The organism is Paraburkholderia sp. RAU2J (assembly GCF_003634845.1).
GTDB lineage: Bacteria > Pseudomonadota > Gammaproteobacteria > Burkholderiales > Burkholderiaceae > Paraburkholderia > Paraburkholderia fynbosensis.
In genome coordinates this window covers 1,667,309-1,683,832 of the sequence record NZ_RBXG01000002.1, presented here as the reverse complement: position 1 = coordinate 1,683,832, position 16,524 = coordinate 1,667,309, and the positions used below count along the sequence as shown (strand labels likewise).

The 16,524-nt window shown below is 52.3% G+C and carries 12 protein-coding genes; all 12 read right to left on the bottom strand.

Annotation, left to right across the window (positions count from 1 at the left end; all coding sequences use genetic code 11):
* Positions 1-5: 5 nt before the first annotated feature.
* Positions 6-557, bottom strand: a complete 552-nt coding sequence (locus B0G69_RS24965; RefSeq protein WP_121321975.1) for a hypothetical protein — start codon at positions 555-557, stop codon at positions 6-8.
* Positions 554-1,666, bottom strand: a complete 1,113-nt coding sequence (locus tag B0G69_RS24960) for a glycosyltransferase (protein ID WP_121321973.1) — start codon at positions 1,664-1,666, stop codon at positions 554-556. Before B0G69_RS24960 ends, B0G69_RS24965 begins: the two co-directional genes overlap by 4 nt.
* Positions 1,663-2,832, bottom strand: a complete 1,170-nt coding sequence (locus tag B0G69_RS24955; protein ID WP_121321971.1) for a nucleotide sugar dehydrogenase — start codon at positions 2,830-2,832, stop codon at positions 1,663-1,665. The genes B0G69_RS24960 and B0G69_RS24955 overlap by 4 nt, the downstream gene beginning before the upstream one ends.
* A gap of 244 nt (positions 2,833-3,076) precedes the next feature.
* Complete coding sequence (locus tag B0G69_RS24950) at positions 3,077-4,264, bottom strand: glycosyltransferase family 61 protein (protein WP_121321969.1); 1,188 nt, start codon at positions 4,262-4,264, stop codon at positions 3,077-3,079.
* A gap of 62 nt (positions 4,265-4,326) precedes the next feature.
* Positions 4,327-5,520 (bottom strand): alginate lyase family protein, encoded by a 1,194-nt coding sequence (locus B0G69_RS24945; RefSeq protein ID WP_147440768.1) that lies wholly within the window; start codon positions 5,518-5,520, stop codon positions 4,327-4,329.
* Between the two features lie 136 nt (positions 5,521-5,656).
* Positions 5,657-8,344, bottom strand: a complete 2,688-nt coding sequence (locus B0G69_RS24940) for a glycosyltransferase (protein ID WP_147440767.1) — start codon at positions 8,342-8,344, stop codon at positions 5,657-5,659.
* Between the two features lie 31 nt (positions 8,345-8,375).
* Positions 8,376-10,235, bottom strand: a complete 1,860-nt coding sequence (locus B0G69_RS24935) for a BNR repeat-containing protein (RefSeq protein WP_121321964.1) — start codon at positions 10,233-10,235, stop codon at positions 8,376-8,378.
* Positions 10,232-12,493 carry a hypothetical protein gene (locus B0G69_RS24930; protein ID WP_121321962.1) on the bottom strand — a complete coding sequence of 754 codons (2,262 nt, stop codon included), beginning with the start codon at positions 12,491-12,493 and terminating at the stop codon, positions 10,232-10,234. The genes B0G69_RS24935 and B0G69_RS24930 overlap by 4 nt, the downstream gene beginning before the upstream one ends.
* The gene (wecC, locus tag B0G69_RS24925) at positions 12,490-13,755 is read right to left on the bottom strand and encodes a UDP-N-acetyl-D-mannosamine dehydrogenase (RefSeq protein WP_121321959.1); all 1,266 of its coding nucleotides are present in this window, start codon (positions 13,753-13,755) and stop codon (positions 12,490-12,492) included. Before wecC ends, B0G69_RS24930 begins: the two co-directional genes overlap by 4 nt.
* Before the next feature lie 126 nt (positions 13,756-13,881).
* Positions 13,882-15,048, bottom strand: a complete 1,167-nt coding sequence (locus B0G69_RS24920; protein WP_121321957.1) for a chain-length determining protein — start codon at positions 15,046-15,048, stop codon at positions 13,882-13,884.
* Positions 15,045-15,707: an ABC transporter ATP-binding protein gene (locus B0G69_RS24915; RefSeq protein ID WP_121321955.1), complete on the bottom strand. Its 663-nt coding sequence runs from the start codon at positions 15,705-15,707 to the stop codon at positions 15,045-15,047. The genes B0G69_RS24920 and B0G69_RS24915 overlap by 4 nt, the downstream gene beginning before the upstream one ends.
* Positions 15,704-16,522 carry an ABC transporter permease gene (locus B0G69_RS24910; RefSeq protein ID WP_121321953.1) on the bottom strand — a complete coding sequence of 273 codons (819 nt, stop codon included), beginning with the start codon at positions 16,520-16,522 and terminating at the stop codon, positions 15,704-15,706. Before B0G69_RS24910 ends, B0G69_RS24915 begins: the two co-directional genes overlap by 4 nt.
* Positions 16,523-16,524 lie beyond the last annotated feature (2 nt).

Here is a 16,524-nt window from a genome sequence, read left to right as displayed (position 1 = left end):
CTTTCTCAGCTCAATTTCAGCAATGCGCGCCATTGCGCGTCGCTGGCTAACCCAGCGCTCAACGGCAAGACGGTCGCATCACGGTAGCGCCACGCGAGATACGCCTGCTTTCTCTGCTGTAGCGATGGGCCCTCGCCGCTCAATGACGGCACATATTCCACCAGCCAACCCAGCCGGGAATAAAAGGCGAAATCAGCGATATCCGTCACCAGAACCGGTGCCAGATCATCGCCGCCTTGAAGCTTGTTCGACCAGCCTTTGCACGCGGCGCGCAACTGATGACGATCGGCGCCGAGGGCCCAGATCATCACTGTCTTTACATCGGCCGAAACCGGTCTGTGCTTTAGGGTCGGCAGCCACGGATACTGCGTTACTTGCGGCGACATCAGACTTGCCGACGCCAACAGGTGGCGAATGCGCCGCCATACTCGGTCTTGCCATGAGGACGGCGGCTTTTTCCCGAGCAGGTCGTAACGAACGAACAAATCCCATTCGGGTTTGGTGGCGAGCGCCTTCACCTCACGCCGCAATGCTTTGGCTTCCGCAATCACATTCACTGTGTCCGCTCCCGTCTTGCCGCCAAAGCGAGGATCTTTTCCGCGGCGAGCACGGCGCCATTCATCGGAATCGCTGCGCGTTCGGCGGGCGTGGCGTTCAGCGAGCCGAGTAGTTTGCTCACCGCGGTCTCGCGTTCGTCGTCGGTCTCGCACGCCGAGACGACGGCCGGCATGACGTCGGCGACCATGTGCGCTCGACGCACCTGATCGTCGGCGAGTTGCGCATTAGGCACGAGCAGAGCAGGCACGCCCGCCTGCACGAGTTCGCAGCAGGTGTTGTAACCGGCTGCGCCGACAAAGGCGTCGAACGCACGCAAATAGCGCGCGAGCGGATAGACCGTCAGTGGCATCACGCCGGCCGGCAATTCGATGTCGCGCACGGAAATCGGCGCGCGCACCCAGACTACGTTGAAACCCGCGGCCTCGAACTCACGAATCAGACCGTGCGCGATCCCTGCGACGTCCTTCAGATTGCCCGGCCCGAGCGCGAATAAGACAAAGCGGCCGTCTTGTGGCAGATTCAACGCCTCGCGCGCTGTAGCGCGGTCAAGCAACTCATCGTCTTCGAGTACGCACACGGGCGGTACGAGCGCACGCGTGCCGCCGCCTTCGAGCGGCGTCTCGCTTTCTTGCGCGCCCAATTCCCCGGGCTGGATCACGAGATCGAAACGCGACTCGTCCACGGAGACCGTCTTGCCGCCTTCCTTGAGCAAGCCACGGTTCGACCAGACCAGTGCTGGCGAGCCGAAGGTCTCGCACGTCGCCAGAAACCCTTGAAATGGCCAGGTGCCGTCGAAGACGATTACGTCGGGACGTACGCGTTCGAGCATCATGCCGAAACGTACAGCCAGCTCGCTATTCCACGCAAACGTGGAGCTCGACGACCAGTATGGCGAAACGAAGTAATCTGCCTCGAATCCCATCTCTTCGATAAGCTCGATGGCCGACGCCAGGGAAAAGAACACCGGTCGAGCACGGCCGCGCAACCGCCGCGCATATGAAAGACAACGGTTCAGATGGCCCATGCCTGAGCCATTCACGTTGAAGAACAGAATGCGGGGAAGCTGCGAGTCGATTGAGTCGTTGCGAGCCGGTTGCGGATCGTTCATGCGTCGCCGCCGAACAGATCGCGCGTGTATACCTTGTCCGCCACGTCTGTCAGATCGGCCGTCATGCGATTTGCGACGATCACGTCGGCCGAACGCTTGAATTCAGCCAGATCGTTGACCACCGACGAATTGAAGAAGCTCGATTCGTGCATCGCCGGTTCGTAGACGATCACTTCCACGCCCTTCGCCTTGATGCGTTTCATCACACCCTGAATGCTCGACGCGCGGAAATTGTCGGAACCTGCTTTCATCACCAACCGATAAATGCCAACCACCTTAGGGCTACGCTTGAGCACGCTCTCTGCGATGAAATCTTTGCGCGTGCCATTCGATTCGACAATAGCGTGAATCAGATTTTGCGGCACATCGCTGTAATTCGCGAGGAGCTGCTTCGTGTCTTTCGGCAGACAGTAGCCACCGTAGCCGAAGCTCGGATTGTTGTAATGCGAGCCAATGCGCGGGTCGAGACTCACACCCTGAATGATCTGGTTCGTATCGAGGCCGTGCTGCGCTGCGTAGGTGTCGAGTTCGTTGAAATACGCGACGCGCATCGCGAGATACGTATTGGCGAACAGCTTGATCGCCTCGGCCTCGGTGCTGCCGGTGAAGAGTGTCGGAATGTCCTGCTTGAGCGCGCCCTGCTTCAACAAATTGGCGAAGACTTCCGCGCGTTCCGAACACTCGCCGACGACGATCCGCGACGGGTGCAGATTATCGTACAGCGCCTTGCCTTCGCGCAGGAATTCCGGCGAGAAGATCAGGTTTTGCGTGCCCAGCGTTTCGCCCGTGCGTTCGGTGTAGCCGACCGGAATGGTCGATTTGATGACCATGACCGCGTTTGGATTGATCTCCTTTACTTCGCGAACGACGCTTTCAATCGACCGGGTGTTGAAGTAGTTCGTTTCCGGATCGTAGTCGGTCGGCGTGGCGATGATCACGTAGTCGGCGTTCGCGTAGGCTTCGACCTTGTCGAGCGTGGCGCGGAAGTTGAGCGACTTGTGTGCGAGAAATTCCTCAATCTCGGTGTCTTCGATCGGCGATTCCTTGCGGTTGAGCATCGCTACTTTCTCAGGAACGATGTCCAGAGCGATGACCTCGTTATTCTGAGCGAGCAATACAGCGAGAGAAAGGCCGACGTAGCCGGTGCCGGCGATTGCGATTTTCATACGAAAGTCTCTCTAACAATTAGAAGGTTCGAACCATTTTTTCGCATCAAACTGATGCCCGCTTCCGAGTGGTCGTCCCTCCCGAGAAGTTTCGCTTCTTTCAGCCATGAATTCACATTCCCAGACGAAATGATCCTCAACCGTCGCAAGCTCAATATGTGTTTGGTACACAGGCTGCCTACTGTAACTGAATATATCTGGCGCAAACCTGACACCTTCACTCGAACGCTAAACAAACACTGCATCACGCTGGCAGTCGATATTGACTTGAATCACGAATTAGAGTACCGCGATCCGAATTCTCCTCAATCGCGATTAACGCACGTCGGAGCGTTGACAAATCAACCTCGAAATCGTTTCGGTGATACAACTTGTGGGTATTGCTAGTCACTGGCCCACGGACTTCATACCATGACATGCCCCCTAAAGCTGCGAGATCGTAGAAAAACAGGTCATCCCAATGGGCAGGAATCAACGGAAGAATCGTGGTACCGGCTCGAGCGAATGCAATATTTGTCAACGCCGACCCTAATGGGCCTGCTATCACGGTCGCGGACGAAAATAGCTTGATCTGCCCAGCAAAGTCATACTCCGATACACGGATGTACTCGAAGCCATGTTTGCCGAGCAATTCCATGACTGCGGCCTCGTTATGCAGTCTACGATCCGCCGCGTCATGCCGCGTCACGTAAATTCTCCGTTTACTCTCTCGCGCGCCAACTCGTCCCGAGAGTTCCCGAAAACATTCGAATATTGCTGGTGCTTTAGCATCCGTCGCTCCCATCTTCGTTATGTAACGCAGTCTGGGAATTCGAATACCACTATCAGGAAGGGAAACCACCGAGCCGTAGGCTATTCCTGCAAGTTCGAGCGATTGCTCAATTGCAGTCCACATACCGGACGGGCGACCGCCATGCGGCGTAGCAAAACTTTCCGGCATCAGAATATTCGCCGTCGCTGGAATCTCGCTCCTCGCGGCATAAATCCGAGGCAAAATTTCAGCTAGCCAATGCCCATAGTACTGTATGCCATAGCGCGTGGTGCAAATCGCAAAGTCGACGGATGACCTGACGACGCCTACCGTATCAACTTCCCATTCGTCATTGTCGGTAGGACGTAAGCGCCGGTAATGCTGTCGATGCTTCACAACCATCCCAGGAACGGACTCTTTAATGATGCAACCATCCACAATGACGGTTCCGTCCATGAGAACTATAACGTCCGACAGATCTACACAAATGCTCGGATCAATCGAGATTTTCCGATTTTGATACTGCGACTCGAGATAGTTCAACCGGTCGAACTCGAACTCCCCAATGTTCGTGAATCGTACCGCGGAAGGTCGCCAATATTCGACAGAAGGCGCGACCATCTTATAAGCCAGCCCCTTTTCCCTGACAATCTCGTATATACCTTTGATTTGACAGCGCATCAGATCTCTTCCCAAACTCGTTAAATCATCGATTCTTCGCGGAGCGATACCAGACCGCAAAATCAATCATGCGAAGAATGCAACGCCTTTTGTCCTTGAAAGGCTCCCCACACACAGCTTGGATAGACGGTCAAAAGACTGTCGTAGTTATCCCGGACACTAATCCTGCCATGGTCGATCAAACGTCGGATTGTTGCAACATTATCGCTATCGGGAAACCGTTTGACGTAAGGGATAATCCAGCCCATTTGGATCATGTCTCGCTGAATTCCCAGAAAATAAAGCGCTTGCTTACCGCCCTGCTGTGCAGGATCGGTCGGAGCAACGTTCGCTGCCGCGTAAGGTGAAATCAATTTCTCGTCTTGCAATGCATCAAGCCAGAAATGGATAGCTTTATGAATATCACCATTGGGCCCTTTGTAGGCGTAAAGGTCTGTGCCATTCAAAAGTGCAGCTTCCCCGGCAAGCACAAGCAAACCAATGGCATCGTTCTCGTACTTCAATGCGGACTGTCCCCGTTGAGATTCCGCTGGAAAACTTCCATCTGCTCTCATTGTATCAATATAGGCACGGTAAACTTTTTCCACTCCTGTTGTCAACGATGGATCCGAAGTTGCGATACCGACAGCCAATTGGGTGACTGCCGAATTGAGAACCAAGTTCTGGGCAAGTTCGGATTCGCTCTCCTTGCCTGATATATGCGAGTACTCCCCTACGCGACGGCGCATCCAATCGAATACGGTCGTACGATCTTTTAGAGTGATCAGATTATGCCGCCGTAGTATCGACATATAGAGAGCAATGGGCCTTAGTGTGCTGTTGCCCGACAACTCGCCAGTGACGAGAGACGATTGACTTTTCTTGTGTTTGTCGCGCTCAAAACGTAGCGAATCAGTGTCTGCCAGCTTCTCAAGCCAATCAGAAAATTGCTGACAGGCAGTGTGGTCTCCCGTCATACAAGCGGATCCCAAATTCGCCATGGGATAAGCAATTGACACCACTGGCGCAAAAAGCTGCTCAGATCCGAAATTTCGACCAGGCGTCCCTTCTATAACTACCGGAAATAGTTCTGGAAGAATCGTCTCTTTTGGAGGAGTGGACATTGTTGCAAAACAACCCTTTGTCCACTCAGCCTGATTGTGAAACAAATCTTTCGATTCCGCTGCGTTGGCAAACGAAACGCCCGCGATCAGTATAGCGTACAGCAGAAATCTTAAATTCCGCGTCTTCGAAATCATGCGAAGAGAACCAAACATATTATAGTCCAAAAAAATTTTCCGAAGACGATCAAACAAAGTGGTCACTGGTCAAAGAGCTCTTTGGGAACGGCCTTCATAACTCGATTCCCATTTCATCTACTTTAAAGCCTAGGACGGGCCACCACGCGGAAACTCAGCAACAAACACCAAGCAATTCATTCACATGCTTTTCGAATCGAACATGCCAGCTATTTTGCAGCGCGAACTGCAGCATCTCCTCGTCTGCACCTATTTCCTCTGCCAAAACGTCGGAAATATGGCAAAGAAACTCTTCGTGGGAGCCGGCAATACGCACTGACGTTGCATTTCGGTCGACGTTGAAAATTTCGGTGGAAATTACTGGTATTTTCCACGACAAATATACGTACAACTTCAGCGGGTTCATATGTTGTGTCATCTCCAGATTCAAGTGGGGAATGATCCCTACGTCAAATCTGGAAACCCAAGCACCCACTTCCTCATACGGCACGACGCCCGGCAGGCGCACATTCGAGTACCCTTTCAATCGCAGCACGTCCGGATTTGAATGCGTTGAACCAATGAGCACCAGTTGGAAGTCAGGAAAGCGGACCGCGATCTTTTCCAGAAGATCGATATCGATCTTCTTTTCAAGGTTACCGACGAAACCAATAGTTTTCCCTTTCCACAATTTGAAAGCCTCGAACTCTTCGTTATCCTTCGGCTCGACCTTGGGCGGATCTGCATCGCACCCGTTCGGTACAAGACGAATCGAGGGAAAGAACGGTTTCATCGCATCAATCATCGGTTCACAATTGACAAACGCCATGTCGGCCTTTGCCAAGGTTGCTCGATAATTTTCTGTCAATCGTTGATACTCAGCAGCCGAAATGCCTGGCCATGCCCGATGGTCATCCACCACGTCAACGACGACTTTCTTCGGATTGAAATGGTTGATGAGTGAGGGAGCAGAATAGTTTCTCGGATAAATCCAGAAGATCGACTTATCTACAGTCACGTTCTCGCGCTTCAATACATCGCTGACGTACGCAAAGTATTCGTCATCTAATTTGGGCTTCGAAGTATCTGACTCAATGCTCCTGAATTTCCCCGGTGGGTAGACAAAAACATTGAATGAAAGCTTCTGGGAGTCGAATTTTCCAAGCAATTTTTCATACGTTCCTACGTAGATCCAACGATGCTGAGTGGCCTCGCTACGAGATTGTTGGCGCTGAATCAGATCAAACTCCGATATTGGCGCATCGAAGATAACAACTTTACGCACGTCTGGTCGGGACGCGAGATACTTGATTACCATATCGTGCCGGCGACCGTACAGATTGGTATCGTTCTGCTTCCAGAACAACACAATGTCGACTCCCGAACGCTGATGTTCCAACGCCAACACCGGAAGTTTGCCTACCGCGTGGCGCATCACCAGGTCAAATCCGCTCTTCGAAGGCATACTGTCGCTTCTGTCGCGCGACAGCGTTCGTTGAAAGAGTTGTCGTAGCTGGTCAGCTGCGGCCGCATAGCTGTACCTCCTGAGAAATCTCTCGCGAACTTCGTCCTGCCAAGCCTGCACCGTTTCCGCTTTTCCTGCCAAGCGTTCCAGCGCCGTCGGTATGTCTTCCAGACGAACAAGCTCCGCGACTCTATCGTCTACAAGTTGCATCAACGGCTGCGTCTTGCTTACCAATAGCGGTATCCCCATCGCTACCGCATCGATAGCTTTTGCGGGAAGTTGGAACTTCGAAATAGCATGGCCTTCGTCCTGTGGCAGGCACACGATATCAGCCATCGCAAGGATTTCCGGGACAGCATTGAATGGCTGATTCGGCAGGTAAATAATCCTCCCTTCTGCGAGTTGATCAAGCTTCGCATATACGCTCTTATCCGTCGCGTCACCAACCAGCACGAGCCTGAAGTGGGGATCGGCGACTTTGCTCAAAGCTTTCGCAAGCACGTCGATTCCCTTGTGGACCCGTGGTGTTCCAAAAAACATCACTACCTTCGCATCAGTGGGTATCCCATGCCGCTTACGGATCTCGAGCTTGTTGTATTGCGAGGGATCAAATCGGGTCTCATCCCGGACGTGAGGAACGATCGTTCCGCCAAATACCCGCTGTAGAGCGACATTCGACACAAGGATCTCGTCCGCGGCCTTACAAAGACTTTGCGTGTAGCGGGTCCAGATTTCCGCGTAGGGTTCGGTGACGTTTCCTATCTCCGCAGCAGGCAAAGACAGCAAATCATCAGCGCTCAATTCGCCCTGGTTCTTGAAAAATGAAAGTTCGTGGTCGTCCACATCAATAATGAGCGGACAACCCCATTTTTCCTTGATCATCATGCCCAATGCAATAGACGGAAGCCGCGGCTTGCATGCAATGACGATATCGGGCTTGATGCTCGTTGAGATGCGCTCAAGACTCTGATGAAATTCTGGCAGATTAGAGCCCGGTAAAGAAATGACCGGCAGTCTGCCTTTCCGAACCGGTTCCCAAACGTTGCTTCCATATTTGGGGAACTGAAACCCCACGAGTAGCGAGTGTCGGGCGATTCGCTCGACAACCTCAGCGAGCATGTACGACCGTCCCAAGCAGTTGTGCCCCACGTCCCACGTAATAATCAGAACGGTAATCGGCAATTTTCGCTGCGCCGAGGGCGAGACGTAAGTTTGAGCTTTCTCTGCTTTTGTAACAACGGTTTGGGGAGAGAACCCGCGACGGCGCATCAATTCAATGTTGAAATTGATAATGTGCGCGAGTTCCGGCATGGCCTTTATCGCTGCTTGATACGATTGATAAGCCGCCTCGTAGTCAAGCCCAATAAATTCCTTATTCGCCTTCTTCAACGGATTCACTTGACGCACCTTGTATTACTTAGTCAAAGGATTACAGTACAATAAACTCGATGTCGGCCAATATGACTGGACGATCCGGCGTTTGCTGTCGACCTTCATGATCGGGCTGCTCGTTATACTGCAACAGCAGCGTCAATATGTTCTCTTGATCCCAACGCACTCTGTCGATTACGGGTTCGGCCAGGCCCATATCCTGGTCCCATAAAACCTGCACATTGTCGGGATACCATTCGTAGTCAGGAGCCCCAAGCAAAGTGGCAACCATACGCCCATCACTGTGATCCCCTCGCGTAATAACATAAGCGTTGTCCTGCCGGTCGATCACAATCTCGGGACGGCTGATCGGAATTTGCAAAGTTCCAGCCCCTTGCAACACAAATGGAGCAGTCCTTCTCGAGATAATCTGGTGATGCCATTGGTGACCATCGAATCGTAAATGCTGATATTGGGGAACACCATCCGGATCGTCAGCGTAGAAGACGATATGCGGATTGTTTTGACTATCCAGCGCCATACTACTTTGATTGATCAGGTTACTGCCAGGAGAAACTGGGTGAACAGTCTCTGCATTGACCTGAGTAATTGGCAACTGGTACATCCGTCCTTTCGAGGTGAACCAATTCAGTCCGCCATCCGGTGAGCACGCGTATCCAATATTGATATTGTTGATCCTCTGTTCCTCGCCCAAGGTATGGGTTCGCCACACAAAGCTCAGATGCAGACTACCATCGCTTCCAATAACAGGATGATTCCAATACGCATTGCTGGTCCACGGCTTCGACTCGCTACCACTAAGCACAGGAAGAGAAAGATCCGACCAGTTTTCCAGCGCCTCGTCATAGAACTTGAGACGCGCATTTCCTCTGTTATGGCCACCGTCACGATAAAGCAGTGTGAGAGGAAAGCCATGATGAGGACAGTTGAAAGACGGATATGTCACTCGGTCTTCCGCTTTGCCCGTCATAGTCAATTCATCGGTCCAGCCCGAAACATCGTATGGTCGAATGCTGCGCCGATAGCGTAGTTGCGTGGCGTGATGGTCGTAGCACACGTGAAGATGACCGACGCGATCAACACCGAGATTAATGGTGTTATGAGCATCTGACAAATTGTATTTGCCGTCGATATCATACGTTTTTATGCTTTGCGTCGTAAGGTCGCGCTGTACCAGTCGCAGCGTGCATGAATTCACATAGAAAGCTGTGAATTGCCTGCCGTGATGGGTAAGCACGCCGTGGTGACGAAAGATGACAGTGTTAATTGTGTTGCTAGCCCACGCATCGCCTAGTTCGATCTGAGCCAAGCGATTGACGTTGAAAACACGCGCTCTATCATTCGATACTGGACAAGCCGACCCACAATTCAAAGAGCGCTCGATTCTGACTGCCGGCAAACCAAGGTCGTCGTATTGCTGGCTGACGCGTGCCTTCGTCAACAGAAATGAATCGCCTTCCGGGATGCCTGTCGTAATGGCGGATTCGAAATGACCAATTGCGCGAGTGGAGTTACCCCCAATAGCTGCAACACGTCCCAAACTGTTGTGTACGCCGGCTGCGAGGATCTGACAGATTAATTTCTTGCTAGCTCCCCACTCTCGAGCTAACGAGACATATTGTTTGCCCTGAGAAAGGCGCCCGGTCTGAAATCGGGCGGCAGCAGTTAGCAATGCCAACGTTGCGCGATCTGGATGATTTTGTAAATTATTACGATCAAGCTGGGAAAGACCTTCCCAGTCACCAAACTGCCATTGCGTGCGCGCGCGCTCGATCAGATACTCGTCGTATGCAACGACATCCTTCTGACGGTGGACGTCGACCACCGTCAGACTTAGAACATCATGTTGAGTCGGGGTCTGAGTCGAATCGAAAGTGGGAGTCGCTTTCTCGGTCATGCCCGCCACTCTCCAAGGAACATTTCCTTGATCAGGTCTATCTGCGCTTCTGCCTTTGCCATCTCTTCATGCATGAGTTGCTGTCGGGTCGACACTTCAACATCCTTTACCTGCTGGCTCTGAAGTCGTTGCTGCAGCGAGCTGATTTGCTTGAGGTGATCTGCGGCCAGCTTCGCCGTATCGTCATGCCGCCCCTGAAGCAATGCCTTTTCCTGTTCAAGCTTTGCTTTGGCCTGTTTCATGATTTCAATTTCCCGACCCCGATCTGCGGCGAGCCTAGTGATTTCCTCGATCTGCGTCGTAAGCGTTTCAACTTGCTCCTGATAAACGATCACAAGCCTTGACGACTCACCCTCCTTTAGAGCTATTGCGGACTTTTCTTGTTCGAGTTGCTTCTGGGTCCGCGTCAACGCTTCGATCTCCCGCGCGCGATCAGTAGCAAGCCTCGCGACTTCCTCATGCCTCGTGCCAAGACTTGCCTTTTGCTGGCTCAGTTCTGCCTTGGCAAGTTGGAGTGCTTCAACTTGCTCCCGATAAACGATCACAAGCCTTGACGACTCACCCTCCTTTAGAGCTATTGCGGACTTTTCTTGTTCGAGTTGCTTCTGGGTCCGCGTCAACGCTTCGATCTCCCGCGCGCGATCAGTAGCAAGCCTCGCGACTTCCTCATGCCTCGTGCCAAGACTTGCCTTTTGCTGGCTCAGTTCTGCCTTGGCAAGTTTGAGCGCTTCAATTTGCTCTTGAAAAGCGACTGACCGCCTGGACGCCTCATCCTTCTCGCGAGCTAGTAAAGACCTTTCCTGCTCAAGTTGGCTTTTGGTTTGCTTCAGCTTTTCGACTTCCTGAGCACGACTGGCCGCTAGCTCGACAATCTCCGCATAGTCCGCCGCAAGAGTCTGACGTTCCTGCTCAAACAGCGTTTTGACTTGTTTAAGGGCATCGATGTGCTGATCACGCGCGACGAGCAGACCCATGGCATTGTCACGTTGCTCCGCGACAGCCAACGTTTCATATTCAAGCCGTGCATTAACGCCCTTCAGCGCATCTACTTCCCGTTCGGACGAAGCAAGATGAGTAGCCGCCACTTCATATCGCCCACTGATCGCGGCCATCTCGCGTTCGAAATATGCGCACGTTTGGTTGAGCGATTCAATTTCCTGACCACGCACATTGGCAAGCTCAGCGGCAGCATCGCACCGCTGCACTATCGCCGAATTCTCCCGTTTAAGCAGGATGCCAGCCTGTTTCTCAATCTCCAGTTTCCGATTGCATTCCTTGACATGCGCGACAACCTGATCATGCTGCCCTTGTAGAATCAGCTTATCCGCGTTTAACGCTGAGTTAGTTCGCGTCAGGAAATCAATCTCCTTGCGCATATCAGCGACAATTCGCATCTGCTCGTCGCGCGCGATTTCCAACTTTTTAATTCGTCCGCCAATCGCGACGCGTTGCGGAGAACTTCCGACTTGCTTCTTCGCCTCGTCCTGAAGACGAAGACTTGCTTCGCATCTTAGCTGGGTAGCCTGGCGCGCTTCAGAATCACTGAATTGCATATCCGCGGGCAAGAGATCCAGCATAGCTTGCGCTTCGATAACCTCGCCAGCTTCGTGTAGCCTGAAAGCCAGCCACTTCAGCCGATAAGGTTTCGGATCCAGTGTATACGCACGACGCGCTGCTGCCGCCGAGTTTAAGCAATCGACGTGCAGCAAGTGTCGGCCCAAGGCCGTGTAGCCATTGGCACGCATTGCAGGAGGGATCGACTTCTCGTCCATCAGCTTGTCGACTGCGTCGAAGCCGCCGGCCCGATATGCATTCGTCAACGCGACAAATCCTTTCCCGCCTAATGATTTTGGTGGCGTCTGCTTGCTATGGATGCGCCATATTCTTCCTAGTCGGACAGGAAGCGTTACAAATGCTTTGGGTGAGTCAACGCTTTCAATCAGAAGACTACCTAGCTGAGCACTTAACGTGTTCCGTGTTTCAAGCCGATGAAGTTCCTGTTGAACTTTCACCAACGTCATGAGGCGATTGGTCTCGCTCAACGCACCAATCAGGTCGCCATTGTCCTCAAATCCGCCGATCGAAAGCGACGTTTCAGGATCGAGCATCACGCCTTTTTCATGACGCTGATTACGCAGATAGTAGATCTCCAACTGCTCCTGCACCTCATGAAGCTGATGCAGCAACAACTCGTTTTCGTTTTTAAGGCTTTGGATACTCGACTCGGGAGCAGCCGAATCCGTCTGACGAGTCATCATTTTTTCGCGCTCCAGATACCACGTGTGTCGATTAGCTGAGATCCATTGATCTCCGGCCTAACGTTCCTAAATTCAACGTGATCTACCAGCAGAACCAGGATGTTCGCTCGTGAGATCGCTTCGTCGAGGTTCACCAACGGCGCCCGAATCTCCTGCAGCGCAGGCGGGAGGACCTCAAGATTCGGCTCGACAATCAGAACTTTTTCTTCGTAACAACTTGCCAACGTCCGCGCAATCTCAAGCGCTGGACTTTCTCGCAGATCGTCAATATCTGCTTTATAAGTAATGCCAAGACAAGCGATGCGGACGTCTTCAATGCCAAGACCCACGTTGAGAAGTTTTGTGATTGCGTCCGCTACCTTGCTAATGACCCAGCCCGGCTTTGAATCATTAACCGTGCGAGCAGCACGGATCAACTTCGCGTCATCCGGAGCACTATCCACGATAAACCAGGGGTCGACCGCGATACAGTGGCCGCCCACTCCGCACCCTGGTTGTAGAATATTGACTCTTGGGTGTCGGTTCGCGAGTTTAATAAGCTCCCAGACATCGATCCCCTGGGTATCACAGATCATGGAAAGCTCGTTCGCAAAAGCGACGTTGACATCCCGGAAGCTGTTCTCAGCCAGTTTGCACATTTCAGCTGTCCGCACGTCGGTCACGATGCAGTCACCTTGTACGACAAGGCTGTACAGTGCAATCGCGGCTTCCGAGCAGGCAGGCGTCATTCCACCGATAACACGGTCGTTGGAGACGAGCTCGTGCACGATGTGCCCAGGCAAAACCCGTTCAGGACAATGCGCGACGCGAATGTCGGATGCCTCACCTGCTTGATGTGGGAACGTGAGATCAGGACGTATTTCCGCCATTCGGTGGGCCAACGACTCCGTCGTACCAATCGACGACGTCGATTCCAAAATGACCAAATCCCCTTTTTTCAACACGGTCGCAATCGACTTTGCCGCCGATTCGATATAACTCAAATCGGGTTTGCGCTCCGTTGTCAAAGGAGTAGGCACTGCGATCACGAACGCGTCGGCCGGCTCGACACTCGTCGTTGCCCTGAGATAGCCGGCACCCACCACTGCCCGCACAAGGATGTCCAGTTCCGGCTCAACGATATGGATATTTCCGCTATTGATCGTGTCGACTACATGAGACGACACATCTACGCCAATCACGTGCAACTTACGGGAAGCAAATAGCGTGGCAGTAGGTAGTCCAATGTAACCAAGGCCAATTATCGAAATTGTATTTAACATGCACTTCCCGGAATATATAGAGGCTGTTTAACAGCCGCCCTGTCGAAATAAGAATCAGCAGTCGGCGCTGTCATTGCACAGCTCAAGGTGTCGTCAACTATCTGGCGCAGACTCTTCGACGCGCTCTCAGTCCACGTGATCCTGAATGATGCTTTCCATCAGTTTGATCACACCAATCAATGCAAGCGCGATCAACCAGGTAACGAAAATGTTGTAAATTCGCTCCGGCTGCAATGGAAAGCCCGGCTCAGTCGGAGATTGCAATATTGAAACCATCTTCAGCGTACGAGCGGCATCCATTCGCCCCTGCTCCAATGCAGAAAGAGCGGTCTTGTACAAGTCCTGCGCGAAAGTGACCTCCATCTGCAAGCGCTGGAACTGTTCAACGGTGTAATTGAGAGTATTCCTTGACGGGGAAGTCAATTCGGCACGCTTTTGAGCAATTTGCTGTGTCAGAGCATTCACTTTCGCCTTGAGCATCACGACTGTCGGCTGGTTGGCGTTCAGAGTCGCCGGCAAAGAAGCAAGCTGGGTCTGAATGGTCGACTTCTGCTCTTCGAGCTTATCGATCAGTGTGTTAATGCTCTCCACGGTGGCCTGCGGCGCCGATAGTCCTTTCTGGTTCTGAAAATCGATCACTGCCTGAGATGCGTCGAGCAGTTGATTGTGAGCCGACGCCACCTGCTTCGCAAGAAAGTCGACACGCGATTGAGCCAACTGATGCCCAATCGTGTTCATGTGCGCTTCGCCAGCTTGAACCATCAACTCAACGATGGTACGCGCCATCTTTGCATCATAAGCTTGCACTTCAATGCGCAGAACTCCGCTGTAGTCGTCATATTGAACGTCTACTCGAGACAACCAATACTTATAGAACAGCTCTATCGGCGCATTTTTAAACCACATTCGTGAAACAAAATCGCGTTGCCGATCGCTGTAATGCGAACGAAGGTCAAGAGCCTCATCCAACCTTCTCAGCATATCTTCCGACAGAAGATATTCACGCAACAAAAGCTGGTCAGCACTATTAGGACCACCCGCGACAGCAACTGGCAATGCAACGGACGGCCCCTCAATCTGGTCAGTCCTCTGCAAAATTAGCGTTGAATCGGAAACATAGCGGTCGGATGCGACTATCGCCCAATATGGAATCGAAACGATCGCGTACAAAATCACCAGCTTTACCAGCAATTTGAACACTTTGATGGAACGCAGCGTCTTTTTTCCTTTGCCAAGGACATCGCTTAATCGCGTAGCCACGCGTCCATTCTTGCTCGCCAATAGATCGTTCATAAAAAAAGTTTCGTTTTATATGCTTTCAACGCTTCGCCGAGTTCGTCAAACCAATAGGCGAGTCCGTCATTGATCAAGATGCCAGATTGACAAAATTGCCGGAGCGTACTTTCGTCATGGGAAACCATGATTACGCTCGCCTTATCCACCATGCTTCTGAAAGCATCGGCAGCCTTCTTTCTAAATTTCGCATCGCCGGCAGCGGTGACTTCGTCGGAGATGAACACCTCAAAATCGAAGGCCAGCGACAGAGCAAACTGGAGACGCGAGCGCATCCCAGAAGAGTACGTTTCAACCGGCTCATCAAAGGAATCACCTAATTCGGCGAAATCCTCGATGAAAGCGAGTCGGTCTTTAAGCTCATCCTGGTGACCGTGCACACGACAGACAAACTTTGCATTCTGCCGACCTGTCAATGTTCCCTCTAACCCACCGCCGCCCATTGGCCAGGATACGCGGCATCGACGCTCAACTCGTCCTTTGGTCGGAAAATCGATTCCACCGATGATCCGTAGCAAAGTCGATTTGCCTGCACCGTTTGGTCCTATTAGCGCGACACTGCGCCTGGTTGGGATGTTCATGGTGATCCCCCGCAAGATCCACCGTCCGGCCCCATGCTCTGTCATATACCGCTTGCGGACATCTTCGATCAGTATCATCGCATCACCAACTTAGTAGCAAAGCGCTTATACATTGCGAGGCCTATCAGGATAGACCCCAATGCCGAAGCGTAGAGAAATCCAAGACTCACCCCTGCAAGCGTGTGGTAAGTCGGCAAAAATCCTTCTCGAATCAGCTCCAGACCATGAACGACAGGATTGACCAGAAAAAGGTACTGGTAAGGTTCGGGCACGAACAGCGAAATGGGCAGCAGGGCGCCCGAGACATAGTAAAGCGGCAGATAAATGAGCTTAAAAATATGATCCAGCTCGGGCACGAATCTCATCGCGGCCGATGTAATCATTCCAAAACCCAAACCGAATAACCATAAACCCAAAAGGCTCGCAATTATTAGCAGCGGATCTGCGGGCAGCCAAACCGGGTTCAACGCCTCCGGTGTGATTGCATGCCCGGTCCCCATGGCAATCGCAATGATCACGATGGATATGGGTACCATCAGGAAAAGTTCGAGCAGCGCCCTGACAACGGCCACATCGAACGGCTTGACCTGCCGATACGCGAAAAAAGCCCGGTTACTATCTATGCCATGCAGAACCTGAACCCACGTGCGGCGCCAGAGAAGGAATCCAATAAACCCTGCAATGATCCACATATTTATCGCGATTCCACCGACCTGGTGAATTCGAAAAGTTTCCAATCCAAATGCGTGCAGAGAGATATAGATAATTGGCTCTATCAACAGCCACAGCCATGCGGCACGCGCCTCGAACAGCCGATCGAGTGCCTCACGCAGAAAAATTGCCCACCAGACCGATAGCATGATCTGAGCGGGAGTGCGGATCTTTGCTGTCATAG